This window comes from Novosphingobium sp. HNCC26DJ243 (genome assembly GCF_057180545.1).
The window spans coordinates 82,736-100,003 of the sequence record NZ_JBXUGN010000001.1; the positions used below are offsets into that span (position 1 = coordinate 82,736).

19 protein-coding genes are annotated in these 17,268 nt (G+C 63.5%); 5 read left to right on the plus strand and 14 right to left on the minus strand.

Features of this window, described 5'->3' with window-relative positions; translation table 11 throughout:
* Position 1 precedes the first annotated feature (1 nt).
* The 3 genes from AC2A04_RS00435 to AC2A04_RS00445 form a co-directional block, all read right to left on the minus strand.
* Positions 2 to 556, minus strand: coding sequence for a rod shape-determining protein MreD (locus AC2A04_RS00435; protein ID WP_484210345.1), 555 nt, complete (start codon positions 554 to 556; stop codon positions 2 to 4).
* Positions 553 to 1,458: a rod shape-determining protein MreC gene (gene mreC / locus AC2A04_RS00440; RefSeq protein WP_484210346.1), complete on the minus strand. Its 906-nt coding sequence runs from the start codon at positions 1,456 to 1,458 to the stop codon at positions 553 to 555. The genes AC2A04_RS00435 and mreC overlap by 4 nt, the downstream gene beginning before the upstream one ends.
* Before the next feature lie 72 nt (positions 1,459 to 1,530).
* Entirely contained in the window at positions 1,531 to 2,577 is a 1,047-nt protein-coding gene (locus AC2A04_RS00445) for a rod shape-determining protein (protein WP_484210347.1), read from the minus strand.
* 189 nt (positions 2,578 to 2,766) lie between these two features.
* Between AC2A04_RS00445 and mutL the strand changes: the two genes are divergently transcribed.
* Together mutL and AC2A04_RS00455 are read left to right on the plus strand one after the other, a co-directional pair.
* Positions 2,767 to 4,563: a DNA mismatch repair endonuclease MutL gene (gene mutL, locus AC2A04_RS00450; protein WP_484210348.1), complete on the plus strand. Its 1,797-nt coding sequence runs from the start codon at positions 2,767 to 2,769 to the stop codon at positions 4,561 to 4,563.
* Positions 4,560 to 5,060, plus strand: a complete 501-nt coding sequence (locus AC2A04_RS00455; protein ID WP_484210349.1) for a hypothetical protein — start codon at positions 4,560 to 4,562, stop codon at positions 5,058 to 5,060. The genes mutL and AC2A04_RS00455 overlap by 4 nt, the downstream gene beginning before the upstream one ends.
* Positions 5,061 to 5,064: 4 nt before the next feature.
* Here the strand turns inward: AC2A04_RS00455 and AC2A04_RS00460 are convergent, their stop codons facing one another.
* The 3 genes from AC2A04_RS00460 to AC2A04_RS00470 form a co-directional block, all read right to left on the minus strand.
* On the minus strand, positions 5,065 to 5,520 hold the full coding sequence (locus tag AC2A04_RS00460; RefSeq protein WP_484210350.1) for a MaoC family dehydratase: 456 nt from the start codon (positions 5,518 to 5,520) through the stop codon (positions 5,065 to 5,067).
* A gap of 54 nt (positions 5,521 to 5,574) precedes the next feature.
* A complete protein-coding gene (locus AC2A04_RS00465; RefSeq protein ID WP_484210351.1) occupies positions 5,575 to 6,381 on the minus strand; it encodes a DUF1206 domain-containing protein in 807 nt (268 codons plus the stop codon).
* Between the two features lie 67 nt (positions 6,382 to 6,448).
* Positions 6,449 to 7,204 carry a MauE/DoxX family redox-associated membrane protein gene (locus tag AC2A04_RS00470; RefSeq protein ID WP_484210352.1) on the minus strand — a complete coding sequence of 252 codons (756 nt, stop codon included), beginning with the start codon at positions 7,202 to 7,204 and terminating at the stop codon, positions 6,449 to 6,451.
* Between the two features lie 44 nt (positions 7,205 to 7,248).
* Between AC2A04_RS00470 and AC2A04_RS00475 the strand changes: the two genes are divergently transcribed.
* On the plus strand, positions 7,249 to 7,644 hold the full coding sequence (locus AC2A04_RS00475; RefSeq protein WP_484210353.1) for a MerR family transcriptional regulator: 396 nt from the start codon (positions 7,249 to 7,251) through the stop codon (positions 7,642 to 7,644).
* A 3-nt stretch (positions 7,645 to 7,647) separates the two neighbouring features.
* Here AC2A04_RS00475 and ychF read toward each other — a convergent pair whose 3' ends face one another.
* Entirely contained in the window at positions 7,648 to 8,748 is a 1,101-nt protein-coding gene (gene ychF, locus AC2A04_RS00480; RefSeq protein ID WP_484210354.1) for a redox-regulated ATPase YchF, read from the minus strand.
* 111 nt (positions 8,749 to 8,859) lie between these two features.
* Here ychF and AC2A04_RS00485 point away from each other — a divergent pair, with 111 nt between their 5' ends.
* Positions 8,860 to 10,377, plus strand: coding sequence for a tetratricopeptide repeat protein (locus tag AC2A04_RS00485; protein WP_484210355.1), 1,518 nt, complete (start codon positions 8,860 to 8,862; stop codon positions 10,375 to 10,377).
* Between the two features lie 69 nt (positions 10,378 to 10,446).
* Here the strand turns inward: AC2A04_RS00485 and AC2A04_RS00490 are convergent, their stop codons facing one another.
* A complete protein-coding gene (locus tag AC2A04_RS00490; RefSeq protein WP_484210356.1) occupies positions 10,447 to 11,175 on the minus strand; it encodes a cistern family PEP-CTERM protein in 729 nt (242 codons plus the stop codon).
* A gap of 170 nt (positions 11,176 to 11,345) precedes the next feature.
* Between AC2A04_RS00490 and AC2A04_RS00495 the strand changes: the two genes are divergently transcribed.
* Entirely contained in the window at positions 11,346 to 12,857 is a 1,512-nt protein-coding gene (locus AC2A04_RS00495; RefSeq protein ID WP_484210357.1) for a tetratricopeptide repeat protein, read from the plus strand.
* 24 nt (positions 12,858 to 12,881) lie between these two features.
* Here the strand turns inward: AC2A04_RS00495 and AC2A04_RS00500 are convergent, their stop codons facing one another.
* From AC2A04_RS00500 to AC2A04_RS00525, 6 genes are all read right to left on the minus strand, one after another.
* Positions 12,882 to 13,244, minus strand: a complete 363-nt coding sequence (locus AC2A04_RS00500) for a PEP-CTERM sorting domain-containing protein (protein ID WP_484210358.1) — start codon at positions 13,242 to 13,244, stop codon at positions 12,882 to 12,884.
* Between the two features lie 147 nt (positions 13,245 to 13,391).
* Entirely contained in the window at positions 13,392 to 13,961 is a 570-nt protein-coding gene (gene pth / locus AC2A04_RS00505; RefSeq protein ID WP_484210359.1) for an aminoacyl-tRNA hydrolase, read from the minus strand.
* A 137-nt stretch (positions 13,962 to 14,098) separates the two neighbouring features.
* Positions 14,099 to 14,707: a 50S ribosomal protein L25/general stress protein Ctc gene (locus AC2A04_RS00510; RefSeq protein ID WP_484210360.1), complete on the minus strand. Its 609-nt coding sequence runs from the start codon at positions 14,705 to 14,707 to the stop codon at positions 14,099 to 14,101.
* Between the two features lie 146 nt (positions 14,708 to 14,853).
* Entirely contained in the window at positions 14,854 to 15,225 is a 372-nt protein-coding gene (locus AC2A04_RS00515; RefSeq protein ID WP_484210361.1) for a hypothetical protein, read from the minus strand.
* Between the two features lie 149 nt (positions 15,226 to 15,374).
* Positions 15,375 to 16,268 carry a TraB/GumN family protein gene (locus AC2A04_RS00520; RefSeq protein WP_484210362.1) on the minus strand — a complete coding sequence of 298 codons (894 nt, stop codon included), beginning with the start codon at positions 16,266 to 16,268 and terminating at the stop codon, positions 15,375 to 15,377.
* A complete protein-coding gene (locus tag AC2A04_RS00525; protein WP_484210363.1) occupies positions 16,265 to 17,179 on the minus strand; it encodes a TraB/GumN family protein in 915 nt (304 codons plus the stop codon). Before AC2A04_RS00525 ends, AC2A04_RS00520 begins: the two co-directional genes overlap by 4 nt.
* Positions 17,180 to 17,268 lie beyond the last annotated feature (89 nt).

Below are 17,268 nucleotides of genomic sequence, written 5' to 3' on the forward strand. Positions count from 1 at the left end.
GTCACAGCCTCTTGAGGGGAAGCAGGCGCACCCGGTCGAGCAGGGCCACGACGCCGGTCATGACCGGATAGAGCATCACCGAGACCAGCACCTGTGGCAGGATGACGACAGGAAGCGGGTAGCCAGTGGCGATGCCGGCCAACGTGGCACAGATCAGCAGATACCCGACGATCAATGTCGCCGCGACCATCCAGTCTTCGAAGAAACCACGCCAGCGAAACCGCTCGTCGATCACTTCCATTACCAGCATCGTCAGCGACCAGAGCAGGATGCCCGATCCGAACGGTTGGCCCGAATAGAGATCATCAAAGAAACCTAGCGGAAGTCCCGCCCAGACCGGGAGCATGCCGGGGCGCAGCATGCGCCAGGCGAGCAGCATGATGTAGGCGATGGGAGGCAGCACCGGGGCCGAGGCAATGATCGGCGAGAAGCTGGCCATTGAGGCGAGCATGATCGTGGCCCACGGCAGGCCCGTGGCGACGACCGGATGGGGCGCACGGTTGATCCGCTTGCGCACGACCTCGTCGGACGCGGTGCCGAGGCCGCTCCAGCTCACGGTTCCTGCGCCGCGGCCGCTGCGCCGTCCTTTTCGATCTGACGGAGTTGTTCGTTGGCCTGTGCCTGATAGGCCTGCTCGACAATCACGAATTCGTTGTCGGCGGGATCGGCAGCCAGATGGCCGGTTGCGCCATCACGATGGGGATCGGTGGCAACGGCAACCGGGATGCCGGGAGGGTAGAGCCCGCCCGAACCGGATGTGACGAAGACGTCGCCCTTCCTGACCGGATTGACGCCCATGTTGATCAAACGGATGTCGATCCGGCCGTTGGATGCGCCCTGTACGAACGCGGCCAGTCCGTCACGCGCCCGGCGTACCGGCACGACGTTGTCGGGATCGGTGACGAGCAGCACCCGCGCGGTGTCCGGGCCGGTCTCGATGACCCGGCCGACGAGGCCGGAGGCGGCGCGGACAGGCTGGCCGGGCTGTACGCCCTGCCGGGTGCCTGCATCAATTACCGCAAAACGGCGGGTACTTGATGCGGTCGAGCCGATCAGGTGGACGGTTGCGACTGGTTTGCGTGCGGCGTCGACAATGCCGAGCAGCGCCTTGAGGCGTCGGTTTTCGTCCTTTAGGGACTGCATCGAAACCGCTTCAGCGCGGGCGGCTTCGACTTCGCGGCGCAATTCGGCGTTCTGCTGCCCGGCCTTGAAATAGGCCCCGATGGCGGCGAGCACACCCTGGCTTGTTCCGCGGCTGGCCGCGCCGGCACGGCCGAGCGGTCGTGCGACTTCCGAAGCGGTGCTGCGTGCAAACGAGAAAGCATCCGGGTTGATCAGGGAGGCAACGACCACGGCCAGCCCGGCCACGACGCCGATGATGGCGATCACGTAGCCGGTGAAAATCCCGTACTGCGCCCTGCGCGAATAGCCCGGGCGCCGGTCCTGCGACCGCGCCATCCGTTCACCCCTTCAAGCCGGCTCCATCGGGAGCCGTAATGCAACCCACGCCGAAGTGTGGTTTCGTTCTGGTCAGGCTGTCGTCAGGACGCCGCGATAGATCGGATCTTCCATCGCGCGACCCGTACCGAGAGCGACGCAGGACAGCGGATCTTCAGCAACGCTGACCGGCAGTCCGGTCTCTTCGCGAAGATGCTCGTCGAGGCCGCGGATCAGCGCGCCACCACCGGTCAGCACGATGCCCTGGTCAACAATATCGGCAGCCAGTTCGGGCGCCGTGTTCTCCAGCGCGATTCGCACGCCTTCGACGATTGCACCGATCGGTTCGGAAAGCGCTTCGGCGACATTGGCCTGCGTGATGGTGATTTCCTTGGGCACGCCGTTGACGAGGTCGCGACCCTTGATCGCGATCGTCTCGCCGATGCCATCGGCGGGGACCATCGCGATGCCATAGTCCTTCTTGATGCGTTCAGCAGTGCCTTCGCCGATCAGCAGGTTGTGATGGCGGCGGACGTAGGACACGATCGCTTCGTCCATCTTGTCACCGCCGACGCGCACCGAAGTGGTGTAGGCCAGACCGCGCAGCGAAAGGACGGCAACTTCGGTCGTGCCGCCGCCGATATCGACCACCATCGAGCCCACCGGCTCTGTCACTGGCATGTCGGCTCCGATCGCAGCGGCCATCGGCTCGAGGATCAGGTAGACCTGGCTTGCGCCGGCGTTGCTCGCGGCATCGCGGATTGCGCGCTTTTCGACCGAGGTGGCGCCCGAGGGCACGCAGATCACGATTTCGGGATAGCGCAGCAGGCTCTTCGATCCGTGGACCTTGCGGATGAAGTGCTTGATCATTTCTTCGGCGACTTCGATGTCGGCGATCACGCCGTCGCGAAGCGGGCGGATGGCTTCGATGTTGTCGGGCGTCTTGCCCATCATCATCTTGGCGTCATCGCCGACGGCCTTTACGCGCTTGATTCCGTTAATCGTTTCGATGGCGACGACGGAAGGTTCGTTCAGCACGATGCCGCGATCCTGGACATAGACCAGCGTATTGGCCGTGCCGAGGTCGATCGCGATGTTCTGGGAACCGAACTTGAAGAATCGGGAAAAGATCGAAGCCATCAGGAAATCCGTAAATAAACTGCGGTTTGGCGCACGGGCACGCGCCAGACCCCTCCAGAATGTGCGCCCGGGAAGGCGGCTCATTAGCAGGGGTGCGCAGCAAAACCCATAGGCTTGTACCGCATTGGACAGATAAGTTCTCGGCTTGTCTCGAAATAAGGCGAGTTCGGCGCTAGAGCCTGTCGGACCATGCGAGTCATCCGCCGTCTACCCGAAACCCTGATCAACCGTATCGCGGCCGGCGAGGTGGTGGAACGGCCTGCCAGTGCGCTCAAGGAACTGGTCGAAAACGCTATCGATGCGGGTGCAACGCACGTCCATGTGCGCCTGTCCGAAGGCGGCCTGGCGATGATCGAGGTCTCGGACGATGGCTGCGGCATGCGTCCCGACGAGATCGAACTCGCGCTGGAACGCCATGCTACCTCGAAGCTGCCCGACGAGGCGATCGAGGAGGTCGAGACGCTGGGCTTCAGGGGCGAGGCGCTGCCTTCGATTGCCTCGGTTGCGCGCGTGACGGTTGAAAGCCGCCCGCAAGGCAGCGCCGATGGCTGGAAGCGCGTGGTCGACAACGGCGCGCTCTTCTCCGAAGGTCCGGCTGCCCTGCCTCCGGGCACGCGAGTGCGGGTGGAGCATCTGTTCGACAAGATCCCGGCACGGCGCAAGTTCCTGCGCAGTGCACGGTCCGAATGGGCGGCGTCGATGGATGTCGTGCGCAGGCTGGCGATGGCGCGGCCCGATCTGGGCTTTACGCTGGAGCACGATGGACGCCGCGCGCTCCATGTACAGTCCGGCGAAACGCTTGAGGCCCGCGTCGCACAACTGGTGGCGCGTGAACTTGCCGGAAATTCGGTGACCGTCGATCTCGAGCGCGGGGACTATCACCTGACCGGCGTTGCCGGCTTGCCCACCTACAATCGCGGCGTGGCCGATCATCAGTACCTTTTCGTCAACGGCAGACCGGTGAAGGACCGCCTGTTGATCGGCGCAGTGCGCGGGGCTTATGCCGACATGCTGGCGCGCGATCGCCATGCCGTGCTGGCGCTGTTTCTGCAGGTGCCGGGATCGGAGGTGGATGTGAATGTCCATCCGGCCAAGACGGAAGTGCGCTTCCGCGATCCGGCGCTTGTGCGCGGCATGGTCGTCTCAGGCCTGCGGCACGCGCTTTCGAGCGGGGACCGCCGGTCCGCACAGGCACCATCGGCAAGCGCGATGGCGGCGTGGCAGGCAGAGCCGCTCGCACCGACGCCGACGATACAGCAGGCCAGCATCTTTGCGCAGCCGTGGCGGCCCGACGCACGGGTCTCGGACGCCGGGGCGGCGTGGCGCGGCTACGAACAATCGGTAATGGCACCGCCGACGGCTCGCGCCGAACCGGCGACCGAGGATGTTGCGGAAGCACCGCGTTATCCCTTGGGCGTGGCTCGCGGGCAGGTGGCCAAGACCTACATCGTCGCCGAAGCCGAGGACGGCCTGGTGATCGTAGATCAGCACGCGGCGCATGAGCGGCTTGTGCTGGAGCGATTGCGCGCGGCTGGCGCGGGGCAGGGCACTACTCCGGCACAGGCGATGCTCATCCCCGAGGTCGTCGAACTGGAAGAAGTGGCCTGTGACCGGCTGGAAGCGGCGGCGGACAAGCTTGCCGAATTCGGGCTGGTGCTGGAACGGTTCGGTCCTGCGGCAATGCTGGTGCGGTCGATCCCGGCCGCGCTTTCCAAGGGCGATCCCGCGAGGCTGGTCGCAGACGTCGCCGACGACCTTGCCCATCATGGTGACGCCCTGCTGCTGGGCGAGAAGCTGGATCTGATCCTTGCGACGATGGCCTGCCATGGCTCGGTGCGGGCAGGGCGCGTGCTGTCGGTAGCGGAAATGAACGCGCTGCTGCGCGAAATGGAGGTGACGCCGCGCTCGGGTCAGTGCAATCATGGCCGCCCAACCTGGGTCAAGCTTGCCCATGGGGACATAGAAAAGCTGTTCGGGAGAAAGTGATGCTGTCCATCGCGCGTGCTGCCATGATCGCCCTTGGCCTTGCGGGTCTTGCCGCCTGCGACGAAAAGGAGCCGAGCGATGCCGAGGCGATCGCCGCAGTCAATGCGGCGCAGGATGTGAAGCCGCCGGTCCAGACGCTCGATCCGCAGGCGATCCTCTATCCCGACATCACCCGCGCCAAACTTCACGGCACGGGTTGTGCATTCGTGGCCGAAGGAGGCGGGCTCGGCGCGGTACTGCTCGCACAGGACAAGCGCGGGGTCATCAAGGTCAATGGCGAGATCATGGTGCTTGCGCCCGATACCGGCAGCGCAAAAATGCCCAAGGGGAGCTGGTCACGCTATACTGGCAAAGCTTATGCCCTGACGCTGACCGCCATCGGGCCGATCACGCCGGCCGGCGGGGCCGAGCAGTTCCGGGGCAAGCTGGTAATTACCGACGCCTTCGAACGCCCCGCGTATGAAGCGAACGGCGACGTCCAGTGCAAGGCGATCTGAGGCTTCAGGTGCTTTCGGGCGCGCGCACGCGGATGAGCCCGATCGACTTCATCGTCATCACAACCACTCCGTCCTGATTGAACACGCGCACGTTCGAACGGAAACTCCCCATCTCGGGCCGCGATCCGCTGCGCTTCTTGTCGACGATTTCGGTTTCGACCGAGAGCGTGTCGCCGGGAAAGACCGGGGTGAGCCAGCGAATCTCGTCCAGCCCAGGTGAGCCGAGGCCAGCCTGTTGGCGCGCCTTCAGGTTTTCCACCAGCATCGCCATGGTCATGGCGCAGGTATGCCAGCCGCTGGCCGAAAGGCGCCCGAAATGCGTTTTTGCCGCAGCATCGTCTTCGAGATGGAAAGGTTGAGGATCGTACTTCGAAGCGAAGTCGATCACTTCGTCCCGCGTGACCGCATAACTGCCAAAGCGCTGCACGGCACCGGGTTGAAGGTCTTCAAAATACTGCATGGTCAGCAGGTTTGCCGGAAGGGCAGGCAAAGTCAATCGATCGGTTAAGCCGTCTCAACGATGCCACGGCATTTTTAAATGCGAGGGCGGGGCTGGATCGGGAATGATGCGGTACCTTGCGAGAATCACGCTGAACACGCCGAACAGTAACAGGCCTGCTGCAACCAGGCTGAAGGCAAGGCCCATGTCGCGCAGATCATTGATCGCGCCGCCCAGCGACAGCACTTCGCTGCTTCGTTCGAACCAAGCCGAGCGCAGCAATGACCAGCCTATCAGGGCGAAGACCACTGCCCTTGCGGCGTGGCCGGCGCGACCGATCCAGCACGTGGCGCGCGGTGCCCTGTGCGAGACATTGCGCATGAAAGAGGCGGTCAGCGCGCTATTTCCCTGCATGAATCCGCCAATGATCAGCGCAAGGCCGAGTACCCCGAGAACGGTTGAGCCGAGCGAATAGGTCAGCACGCTTTCGGCCATTTCCGACGATTGATCTGAGCCGGATTTGCGCGCGCCCGAAGCGATGCGCGCTGCCGTCCAAGCCATAGCGAAATGGACGAGTGCGCTTGCGAAATAGCCAATCCGCTGGGCCACGCCCTTTGTATCGGTCCCCTTGCGTTCGATGTCGAAGAACGCGCACGAAAGGCGATAGAGCGCATAGCCGATAAGTCCTGCGGCTGCGAGATAGAGCGCGAGCGATCCTCCGGGGATGCCCGCCACGACCGCAAACGCATCGCCCGGACCGTCATCGACATCTGCGTGCCGGGCGGTGGTCAAGGCAAGGTAACCGAGCAGGATATAGACGATGCCTCGTGTCGCGAACCCGATCCGCGCAAGCCATGCAACCTTTTCAGACTTGTCGACCATCGCCCGCCCCTCGCTCTCATCTTGATCGAGCCAGAACGCAAGGGGCGGGCATTCGTGCCCGCCGGCATCACATCGGCCGCACTATCATCCACAGGGCCATGGCAACCATCACCAGGTTCTCGGTCAACGAAACGAAGCCCAGCGGCACACGGCCCGAGCCACCCACGCAGGCGCACTTGAGCTCGCGCTTCTGGACATAGACGGCGTAAAACACTGATACCGCGCCAATCGTGCCGATGAACAGGGCAATGGGGACAGACAGCCATTCAAGCGCGCGGGCAGACATGAGTATGCCTGCCAATGCCTCGCCGAATGGATAGAGATAGGCATAGGGCACCCAGCGGCGTGCCAGGAGGTCGTAGCCCAGGAACATCGTCGCAAACCGATCGACGTCCTGAAGCTTGAGCATGGCGAGGAGCGCCATCGCGAAGGATACGAACCATTCGAGCGATCGGCCGGTGAACGGCGTGCCGAATGTCGCAAAGCTCACGGCCAGAGCGAGTCCTGCGGCAATGGCGAACACCGCAAGCACGGGGACGTAGCTCACCGCATCGGGATCGGCGACCTTCAGGCCGAGGAAGCGGCGTGTGTCGTCGTGTCCGCCGATGCGCTCACCGCCGATGAAGACCTGAGGCGTCGTTTTCACGCCGTGTTCGGCCTTGAACGCGTCGGTCTCCTCACGGGTCTGCAACCAGTGGTCCTCGACCGTGTAACCCTTTCTTTCGAGCAGGTGCTTCACTTTCACGCCATAGGGGCAGATGTGCTTGGGCATGACCATGCGATTGAGCACGGCGACGGGCTTGGTGGTCTTTTCCTGTGTCATGGCGATGCTTATAACTTGCGTACCATGGTACGGAGTCAAGCATTATGGCGATGACGATTTCCGGTTTGGCCAGAGAGGCCGGTGTCGGGGTGGAAACAGTGCGTTTCTATCAGCGCAAGGGCCTGCTTGACGACCCTCGGCCCAGCAAGTCAGGGCGGGAAGGGCAACAGCATTACGGCCCCGACGATTTGCGCCGCCTTCGTTTCGTGCGAAGCGCGAAAGCCGCCGGGTTTACGCTTGCCGAGATCGCGGAATTGCTCGCACTGGATGCCGGCCATGATCGCCCTCGTGCCAGCGCGATGGCACGGGGCCGCCTTGAAGCGATCGATCAGGAAATCGCCCGGCTGGAAGCGGCGCGGCAATCACTGCGCAAGCTCGCGAACGAATGCGCCAGGGGCGATGCCGGACCGTGCCCGATCATCGCCGCTTTCGAAGCCTGAAGATCAGACGTTGAACTTGAAGTGGAGGACGTCGCCGTCCTTCACCACGTATTCCTTGCCTTCCTGGCGCAGCTTTCCGGCATCGCGCGCGGCGCTTTCACCGCCAAGGCTGACGAAATCGTCATAGGCGATGGTCTCGGCACGGATGAAGCCGCGCTGCATGTCGGAATGGATCTCGCCCGCCGCTTCCGGAGCCTTGGCACCAAGATGGACGGTCCAGGCGCGTGCTTCCTTGGGTCCGACGGTGAAGAAGGTAATGAGGTGGAGGAGATCGTAACCTGCGCGGATGACGCGGGCGAGGCCGGTTTCGTGCAGCCCCATTTCCTCGAGGAAGACGCTGCGCTCTTCGGCGTCCATGCCGACGAGCTCGGATTCGATTGCGGCCGAGACGATGACGGCGTTCGCGCCCTCGGCCTTCGCCTTTTCGAACACGCGTGCCGAAAACGCGTTGCCTTCGGCCGCACTTTCTTCCTCGACGTTGCAGACATAGAGCACAGGCTTGGCGGTGAGCAGCTGGGCCTGACGGAAGACGCGCAGTTCTTCCTCGTCCTTCGGCTCGGTCAATCGCGCGGGCTTGCCTTCGCGCAGCAGTTCGAGCGCCTGGCCCAGTACCGAGGCTATGATCTTCGATTCCTTGTCGCCCGCCTTGGCCTTCTTCTCGGCAGCAGGAACGCGCTTCTCGAGGCTCTCGAGATCGGAAAGCATCAGCTCGGTCTCGACCGTCTCTGCATCGGAGATCGGATCGACCTTGTTGTCGACATGCTGGATGTCATCGTTCTCGAAGCAGCGCAGCACGTGGACGATCGCGTCCACTTCGCGGATGTTGCCGAGGAACTGGTTGCCCAGGCCTTCGCCTTTCGACGCGCCGCGCACGAGACCGGCGATGTCGACGAAGCCGAGCTGCGTCGGGATGATCTTCTGGCTTCCCGCGATGGCGGCCAGCTTGTCGAGGCGCGGGTCGGGCACGCCGACGTTCCCTACGTTCGGTTCGATCGTGCAGAACGGATAGTTCGCGGCCTGCGCGGCCTGCGTCTCGGTCAGCGCATTGAACAGCGTCGATTTGCCGACATTGGGAAGACCGACGATCCCGCAACGAAAACCCATTTCAAACTCCTTGGCTGGCCGCGCCCATAGCCGCACCAGCAGGGTTTGGAAACCTTCACCGAAATTTCAGGCATTCACGGCACAAGGTCCGGATCGGTGGAGAATGGATTCATGAATAAGCTGGCCAGACTGACCTTGCCGCTTGCCTTGCCCTTGCTGGTCATGGCGTGCAGTGCGAGCCCGCAAGAGCGTGCGGAGCGGGCGCGCAAGGCCTTTGCAGCGCACGATTTCCGCTCCGCCCAGGTCGACATTGCATCGGCATTGGAAGCCAATCCGGGCGATGCCGGCCTGATCGAGCTTCAGGCCCGCAACGCCCTGGCGATGGGCGACGGCATCGCTGCCGAGGCAGCGCTCGCCCGATTGCCACAAGGGCGCCGGCCGGCCGATTTCGCTTTGCTCGCCGGCGAGGCCGCATTGCTGCGCGGGGCACCGGACGATGCGTTGTCGGCAATCGGTGCTGATGGCTCTGCATCGGCACAACGCATCCGGGCGCTGGCGATGCTCGCCAAGGACGATCGTGATGCAGCGGCCAAGGCCTTTGCTGCGGGCGCCACGGGAGCGAGCGACGGTCGCCTGCTGGCTGACTATGCGCGGTTTGCCTTGATGGGCGGCGATGTGAAGAGCGCCCGTGCTCTCGCAGATCGGGCAAAGGCTTCGGCGCCTGACCTGGTGGACAGCATGCTGGCCGACGCCGAAGTGGCGACCGCCGAAGGGCATCTGGCGCAGGCACTTGCGACATATGATCGCGCTGCAAAGGCGTGGCCTGGAAATCTGGCGGCGCTGGCAGGCAAGGCCGCCGTGCTGGGCGATCTGGGCCGCACCAAGGAAATGGACGCGGTGCTTGAGAGCCTCGCCGAAGTGAAGGGCGGTAGCGAGGTGGCTTGGCTGCAGGCGCGCGCCGCAGCCTCGCGCGGCGACTGGCCAACCGTGCGCAGCGTGCTTCAGGCGAACGAGACAGCATTACAGGGCAAGGATGAAGCGACCGTGCTTTATGCTCAGGCGCTGGTTCAGCTGAAGCAGCCCGAACAGGCGCGCGCGCGCCTCCAGCCGCTGCTCACCCGTAATCCGCAAAGCGCGATGCTGCGCCGCGAACTGGCCAAGGCCCAGCTCGCCGCCGGCGATGCAACCGGCGCGGTCGAAACCATGCGGCCTTTCGCCGAGGTGCAGACCGCCGATGTCGAGGACCTGCGTCTGTTGGCAAAGGCGGCCGAAGCTTCGGGTGATCCGGAAGCCGCGAAGCTGGCGCAGAAGGCCCGGTTCCCCTCCGCCCAGGCGCTGGCGGCGACGCTGGCGCAGGCCGATACCGCGGTTCGCCAGAACAACTGGGGCAACGCGATTGCCGCTTACGAGCGGATTCTTGCAGTGACCGACGGCACCAATCCGCTGGTGCTCAACAACATGGCCTACGCCCAGGGGCAGGTCGGCAACATGTCGAAGGCCATCGATTATGCCGAACGCGCTTTGAAGAAGGCGCCGGGGAATGCCTCGGTCATGGATACGCTGGGCTGGTTGCTCGTGCAGTCGGGCGAGGACCGTTCGCGCGGCCTTGCCTTGCTTCGCGATGCCGCCCGCAAGGCACCGGACAACGCAAATATCCGCGATCACCTGCGCAAGGCCGAGCACGGCTGATCGATCGCATGCGAAAAGAGGAGCCGGCGCAATGCGCGGGCTCCTCTCTTGGTATAATGCGGCGTTCGTTCAGGCGATGGCGAGGCGTCGTGCCGACTGGCGACGGCGCGCCATGGCAAGGCCCACAAGGCTGAGGCCGAACAGGCCGAGCATGCCGGGTTCAGGCACCGGGGTGCCACCAGTGGAGCCGCCGGTCGATCCGCCCGTGCTGGTCGAGGTCATCGTTCCTGCGCCGCTGGCAGAGCTGATGCCCGGAACGCCGCTGATCGACTGGTAGCGCACGTAGAAGTCGCTCAGCGTCAGGGCGCTGACGGGCGAGGAGAAGCTCAGGGTGAATGAACCAGTGCCGGTCTGGCCCAGAGTCAGGCCGCCGCTGCCGCCGCCTGCGCAGCTTCCGGTCTGAGCATCCTTGAAGCACACATCGACGGTGCCGATTCCGTTGGGATAATTCGAGTTCAGCGTCGTGTACGAGAATGCACCGGTGCTGCTGGCCGACGAGATCGTCGGATCAGTGTTGAAAGCGAAGCTCGAGATGCGCGAGTCGGTCACCGGTGCGGAGCTGGTGTTGGCCACGCTGTAATCGAACGTGTAATCGTTGCCCGAGACGCCGGTCAGCGTGAACGTGGTCGATCCGGTCAGGCCACTGATCGCGGTGCTGCCCGAGAAGCCGTCATAGTTCAGCGAGAAGGTCGAGCCGATATCGCCCGAGCCGAGCGTGATCGAATCCGCAAACGCCGGAGCGGCGAAGGCGAGGGATGCGGAAGCGGCAAGTCCCGTAAGCATCTTCAAGGCGTTCATGGTGAGTCCCCGTATTGAATTGGTTGACGGCATACTCAGCAAACCCCGTGCCAACCGCAGAAATACGTCACATTGAATGGTTAATGACAATTCGTTCGTAAACTTTTCCGACGCTTTTCATATGTTTTGCCTTTCACCAAACTTTCAGGCGTTCGTGGCATTGCAGGTGCATGAGAAACGTTGTGGCGCTTGCTCCCCTATTCTTGATGGTGGCGGCCTGCGGTGAAGATCCGGCCGCGAGGATTGCGCGTGCGCGCGAAGAGATCGCGGCAATGGAACTGGGCGCTGCGCGCGTCGACCTTTCCGCAGCACTGGCGCAAAAGGGTGATGACGCCGAATTGCTGAGGCTCCTGGCCGACGTGCAGTTGCGGCTCGGAGACGGTGATGGCGCGCAAGCAACGGCGGCCCGGCTGGAGCGTGCGGGCTTCAAAGGGCCCGATCTGGCGCGGATAAAGGCCGAGGCCTTGTTGCTGCGCGGCTTGCCCGAAGATGCGCTGGCCCTGCTTGGTCAAGACGCATCTCCCACCGCATGGCGCATCCGTGCTGCGGCAAAGATCCGGCTTGAGGATGCGAGCGGCGCACTCGAAGCCCTGAAGAAGGGGGCGGCCGCGGGCAGTGATCCGCTGCTGATGCGGGATTATGCGCGGTTTCTGCTGAGCGCTCAGGATCTGGAAGGCGCCTCCGCGCAAGTTGCGGCCTTGTCGCGACTGGAGCCGGACGGCTTCGATTCCCTGATGCTGGCTTCGGAGCTGGCGACGAGACAGGGACGCATGGGCGAGGCCCACGCCACGCTCGAGCGCGCGGCCAAGCGCTATCCCAAGGTGCCCGATCCCTGGATCGCGCGCGCGACCGCTTACGATATCGAAGGCAAGCTCGACGCCGCTATCGCAATGACCGGACGCGCCGCAGCGATCGCACCCGATGATCCGCGCGTCACCGATCTCAAGGTGCAGTTCGCGGCGATGAAGGGCGATTGGGAACAGGTGCGTACGGTCCTTTCACGCGAGGAAGGGCGTCTCGATCCGCTGTCAGCCAATGGTCTCACCTATGCCGAGGCGATGTTGCGTCTTGGTCACCCCGAGCAGGCGCGGGCCATGTTCCAGCGTGCTTTGACGCGCTCTCCCAACAATCCCTATTCGCGGCTCATGCTGGCGCAGGCACAACTGGAAACGGGCGATGCGGCAGCAGCCTACGCCACGGTAAAACCGCTTTCGGACAGCCTGCTTGCCGGGCCGCGCGAACTGGAACTCGCCGAAAAGGCGGCGCGCGCGATCAACAGTCCCGAAGCCGAGGCGTTGCGTGCGCGGCTTGGCGCTGTCCGCACCAGCGCCGCGCAAACCCTTTCCGGCAAAGGGCAGGGGGCATTGGCGCGCCAGGACTGGAACGCCGCGATTGCGGCCTATGGCGAACTTGCGCAGCTTGGCGACGACGCCGGGGTCTTCAAGCGGCTGGCGCTTGCGCTCAGTCACGCCGGACGAACAGGCGAGGCCATGGCTGCCGCAGACAAGGCGCGGTCGCTAAGTCCCGATGATCCCGATACGATGTACATGGCTGGCTACGTTCGCGCAGTTGGGGGAGCGGACCGCGCAAACGGAATCCGTTTTATCAGACAGGCGATCGAGGTCGATCCGGGCAATGCGCTCTACCGGGCCAGCCTTGCCCGGTTTTCCAGGCAAGATTGATCTTCGCCAGGGCGCTGCGCGCGATCAGGCGCGCGGCTTGACCTTGCGCGAACGGGCATAGCCTACGCCGAGCAGACCCATCGCCATCATGCCGAGCATCCCTGGTTCAGGAACCGACGTACCACCCGAAGTCGTAGTGGTGCCGCCTGAGGTCGTCGTCGTGGTGCCGCCTGAGGTCGTAGTCGTGCCGCCGGAGGTGGTGGTGCCACCCGAGGTGGTCGTGGTGCCGCCCGAGGTCGTGGTGCCGCCGCACATGCTGGAGCCCGACGTGTGGCCGCAGTTGCAGTAGTGGGTATGGGTCGACCAGAAGAAACCGGCCTGAGCGGGCGCAGCGCCTGCGGCGGTCAGGGCAGCGGCGGAAACGATGGCGAGCTTGCGAATCTTCATATCAACCCCCGTTGAACAAGTCGTGGTTGACGGCATCCTGTGCAAAACCGATGCCAAATGATGAAAAACAACAGCTTGTGTGGTTAACGTGCGGAAAGGTGCCGGTCCGTTGTCAAGGCTGCCGACACTGCCGTTGCGCGACGCGCTTTATCGCTGTTGGCGCAAGGCGACCTCGCTCATGAACCGCACCGCGTCACCCTGAGCAAGCCATGACGCCTCCGATGCCACCGCGCCGAGCATGTCGACGAGATCATCCTGTTCGGCCTTGGCGAAGTTTCCGAGGACATAGCCCGTCACCCGATCCTTGTGGCCGGGATGGCCGATGCCCAGCCGCACGCGCTGGAAATCTGCCCCCAGGTGCTGGTCGATCGAACGCGACCCATTGTGGCCTGCGGTGCCGCCGCCCTGCTTCACCTTGACCTTGAACGGGGCGAGGTCGAGTTCGTCGTGGAACACCGTCAGTGCCTCGAGCCCGAGCTTGTAGAAGCGCATGGCCTCGCCGACCGAGCGACCGCTCTCGTTCATGAACGTCGCAGGCTTGAGCAGGAGGACCTTGGTGTTGCCGATGCGGCCTTCCTGCAGCCAGCCCTGGAACTTCTTCTGCACCGGCCCGAAATTGTGGACCTCGGCAAGGGTATCGAGCGCCATGAAGCCGACGTTGTGCCGGTGGAGCGCATATTGCGGTCCCGGATTTCCAAGGCCGACCCAAAGTTGCATGTGCTTGGCGTTCCTTCAGTTCGCTGCGCTCGCGCCTTGCCAGATGTGGCCGCGCAAAAAAAGAACCCCCCCCCGCACCGGGCGGAAGGGGTTGCTCTTTATCGCGCTGGCCCGAGGGCAGGGCGATCACCCGAAGATCAGTCTTCGGCCTTCGTCGTGTCGCCTTCTTCGCTCTTCAGCGAAGAGGGAGCAACGATCGTGGCGATGGTGAAATCGCGATCGGTGATGGCGGGCTTGGCGCCAGCAGGCAGGGTCACGGCGCTGATGTGGATCGAATCGCCCACTTCATAGCCTGAAACGTCGACGATGATGTCGTCGGGGATCGAGTCAGGCGCGCATACCATTTCCAGCTCGTGGCGGACGATGTTGAGGATGCCGCCCTTCTTGAGGCCGGGCGACTTCTCTTCGTTGATGAAGGCGACGGGCACGTTGACGTGCACGACAGCGTCCTTCGACACGCGCAGGAAGTCGGCGTGCTGCGGACGGTCGGTCACCGGGTGGAAGGCGACGTCCTTGGGGAGGGTACGGATGGTCTGGCCACCCACGGTGAGTTCGACGATCGAGTTGAAGAAGTGGCCGGTGCCGAGCGCCTTGTTGAGCGCCTTTTCTTCCAGGTGGATTGCAACCGGTTCTTCATTGCCGCCATAGATCACGGCGGGGGTGCGGCCTTCGCGACGCAGTGCACGGGAGGCTCCCTTGCCTGCCCGATCGCGCGTCTCGGCCGACAGCGTAAGCGTCTCGCTCATGTGTCAGTACCTTCCAAGAATGCTGTGTTTCAAATCTTCCTCCGCCACGCCTCCAGGGATGACCATGACAGGGAAGCGGCGGCCCTTAGCGGGTTTACCGGGAAATGCAAGGGTTGTGGGGGTGGGGCACTCTAGCTTTACGACAATCAAAATTTCGCCCGAATAGCCGCGCGGCCTTCTCGCGCTTCCACCCACCAGGTTCGACCCGTCACAGCTCCACTAAAAGCTCCCAGCAGTGCAAGCCACCAAGCATCAGTGCCGTATGTCAGCAAGATCGACATGGGTATCCCAAACCCGACGAAAATGCCCAATCCGACGTAAGCAGCCAAGCTTTCCCAATTCAGCTTGGAAAGGAGCGCAGTGACGGGAAGGCCCAAAAAGAGGCTTGTAGGGAGAACGAAGATCAGAGTTAGAGGTATCGGGAGCGCGATGAAAAAAAGCGAAGTCAAAAATTCGCCTTCTCCCTTCCCGTCAATTATCGAAGCCATTGAAAGAACAAGTAAAAGCATCATCGGCATGCATGCGCCCGCGAGCGTTCCGAAGACTACTGCTTTTGCAAACGCACGCATAATTAGTCTATAGTCCAACTAAGTGCGATATCGAATGAAGTTGTTCGGTCTTTGCATGTTTTCCAGTTCATCGGACCCTGAATGTGGGCGAACACTTATCAAGGCACCCGCTTGATCGTCCACCCTCGCGCCATCATCAGGCGTTGGAGGCTGTCGGACCCGGCGAGGTGCGCTGCGCCCACGGCCACGAACGGCTTTGCGCCCGCCTTCAGCATCGCGTCGAGCTGATCGGCCCAGTTACGGTTGCGGTTGGAGAGCAGGGCTTCGTGCAAGCCGGAATCGGCGAGGAAGCCGCTGTCGCTTTCCTTGGCGATGCCGAGGTCGTTGCCGCGCAGCCACAGCGTGACCATGTCGGCCTCCTCGTCCTTGTCGCTCGCCACTTCCACGGCAACTTCGCGCAAGAGCACTTGCTGTTCTCGCGGGGGCAGGGCGTCGAAGATGCCGAACTGGCTGTCGATCGTCTCGAACCCGGCGATCGGCTTGGTGCCTGCCAGCTTGCGCAGTTCCGGCTCGGCACCGCTCTGCGGATCGGCCCCGGCCTTTTGTCCCGCAATCGCGGCGAGTTGCAGGGCAACCGCCCAGCTTTCGGTATCGGCAAAATCCGCGTCTGACAGGCCGAGCTTGCGGTAAACTGCCGCCAGTTCATCGCGGTAGGCTACGGCCAAGCGCTGCGATGGCGGCGGCAGGCCCGCCGTGCCGGCCAATCGCGCCAGCGCCTCGCCAGCGACCGTCTGGTCAAGCGGCTCGGCGATTTCGAGGACGAGCCGGTCAGACTTGGCCAAGGCATCGGTAATCTCGGGCCGCAGCCACTGTGTGCCCGGTGGCAGCGCATGGACCGTGCCGAACAGGTAGCCGTGCACGGTGCCGGTGCGATCGGTTACCTGCCATAGCGCCACCCGCGCGTCGCTTTCGGGCTTGTCCTCGTCACGCCCCATGCAGGTGACGAGCATGCCGAGAGCGGCTGCCAGCAGCAGGCGCAGGACGATCTTCACTGCACGCGAACCGAGGTGAAGCCTTGGCGCTTCAGCAGATCGAGCACGCTGTTTGCGCCCGCCAGATGGCCTGCGCCCACCGCGATGAACACTTGTCCCGGCTGGTCCAGCCGCTTGGCGATCCACGATGTCCAGTTGCGATTGCGCTGGTACAGCAGCGTCTCGGCAAGCTCGGGATCGTCCATCTCGTCATTGAGCAATCTGGCCAGCGCATCGGAATCGCCTGTGCCCCATTGTTCGGTCATGGTGCCGATCAGGGCGAACGACTTGTCGAAATCACGCACCGCCTGGGCCAGGAACTTCAATTGCGCCTCACGCGGCAGGCTGTCGAACAGGCCAAGCTGGAAGACCATGGTCTCGAGCGCGCCTTGAGCCTTGCCCTTGGCCAGAGCCGCCTTGCGCAGCACGGCTTCTGCTCCGTCGTCCTTGCCATAGCCGGACATGGCATAGGGCAGCATGCCGATGGTCAGCCCGGCCAGCCAGGGTTCCGCCTTGTCGAAGGCCTCAGGTGGCATCTTGAGCTTGGTCAGCAACGCCTCGTAGGCCACCCGGTCCTCGTCGGTCATAAGTGAGCGCAGCGTTTCGCCTTGCAGCAGCCCGATCGAGACGATCGCCTTCTGTTGTTCGGATGCCGGCATATCGGGAATCTCGGTCACCAGCTGGTCCGAAGATTCGAGCGCGGTCGCCACCGGGCCGTCCAGCCAGGCAAGATTGCGCGGCAGCGCGTGGACCGTGCCGAACAGATAGATGGTGGTGTCCGCGTCGGCCACCTTCCACAACGCGGGCTTCAATTGCCTGGGCGCGGGCGTGGTGGCGGCGCGCTTGGTGGTTTCTCCCCGCGCGGCGACTGGCCCGGAGAAGGCAATTGCGGCAAGTGCGAGAACGCTGGCGAAGGTCTTGGCAAGAGTCATGAAGGCATCCTTATCCGCCGGGCATGAACGAACCGTTTTCGCCACGCAATGCGGCACGATTGCAGAGCAGGACTTTCACCCGAAAAGGT

What these genes read in the sequence shown, in the direction of transcription:
- mreC (WP_484210346.1), bottom strand. Translation starts at nt 1,458, where the DNA reads ATGGCGCGGTCGCAGGACCGGCGCCCGGGCTATTCGCGCAGGGCGCAG.
- AC2A04_RS00445 (WP_484210347.1), bottom strand. Translation starts at nt 2,577, where the DNA reads ATGGCTTCGATCTTTTCCCGATTCTTCAAGTTCGGTTCCCAGAACATC.
- mutL (WP_484210348.1), top strand. Translation starts at nt 2,767, where the DNA reads ATGCGAGTCATCCGCCGTCTACCCGAAACCCTGATCAACCGTATCGCG.
- AC2A04_RS00460 (WP_484210350.1), bottom strand. Translation starts at nt 5,520, where the DNA reads ATGCAGTATTTTGAAGACCTTCAACCCGGTGCCGTGCAGCGCTTTGGC.
- AC2A04_RS00465 (WP_484210351.1), bottom strand. Translation starts at nt 6,381, where the DNA reads ATGGTCGACAAGTCTGAAAAGGTTGCATGGCTTGCGCGGATCGGGTTC.
- AC2A04_RS00470 (WP_484210352.1), bottom strand. Translation starts at nt 7,204, where the DNA reads ATGACACAGGAAAAGACCACCAAGCCCGTCGCCGTGCTCAATCGCATG.
- AC2A04_RS00475 (WP_484210353.1), top strand. Translation starts at nt 7,249, where the DNA reads ATGGCGATGACGATTTCCGGTTTGGCCAGAGAGGCCGGTGTCGGGGTG.
- ychF (WP_484210354.1), bottom strand. Translation starts at nt 8,748, where the DNA reads ATGGGTTTTCGTTGCGGGATCGTCGGTCTTCCCAATGTCGGCAAATCG.
- AC2A04_RS00485 (WP_484210355.1), top strand. Translation starts at nt 8,860, where the DNA reads ATGAATAAGCTGGCCAGACTGACCTTGCCGCTTGCCTTGCCCTTGCTG.
- AC2A04_RS00490 (WP_484210356.1), bottom strand. Translation starts at nt 11,175, where the DNA reads ATGAACGCCTTGAAGATGCTTACGGGACTTGCCGCTTCCGCATCCCTC.
- AC2A04_RS00495 (WP_484210357.1), top strand. Translation starts at nt 11,346, where the DNA reads ATGAGAAACGTTGTGGCGCTTGCTCCCCTATTCTTGATGGTGGCGGCC.
- AC2A04_RS00500 (WP_484210358.1), bottom strand. Translation starts at nt 13,244, where the DNA reads ATGAAGATTCGCAAGCTCGCCATCGTTTCCGCCGCTGCCCTGACCGCC.
- pth (WP_484210359.1), bottom strand. Translation starts at nt 13,961, where the DNA reads ATGCAACTTTGGGTCGGCCTTGGAAATCCGGGACCGCAATATGCGCTC.
- AC2A04_RS00510 (WP_484210360.1), bottom strand. Translation starts at nt 14,707, where the DNA reads ATGAGCGAGACGCTTACGCTGTCGGCCGAGACGCGCGATCGGGCAGGC.
- AC2A04_RS00515 (WP_484210361.1), bottom strand. Translation starts at nt 15,225, where the DNA reads ATGCCGATGATGCTTTTACTTGTTCTTTCAATGGCTTCGATAATTGAC.
- AC2A04_RS00525 (WP_484210363.1), bottom strand. Translation starts at nt 17,179, where the DNA reads ATGACTCTTGCCAAGACCTTCGCCAGCGTTCTCGCACTTGCCGCAATT.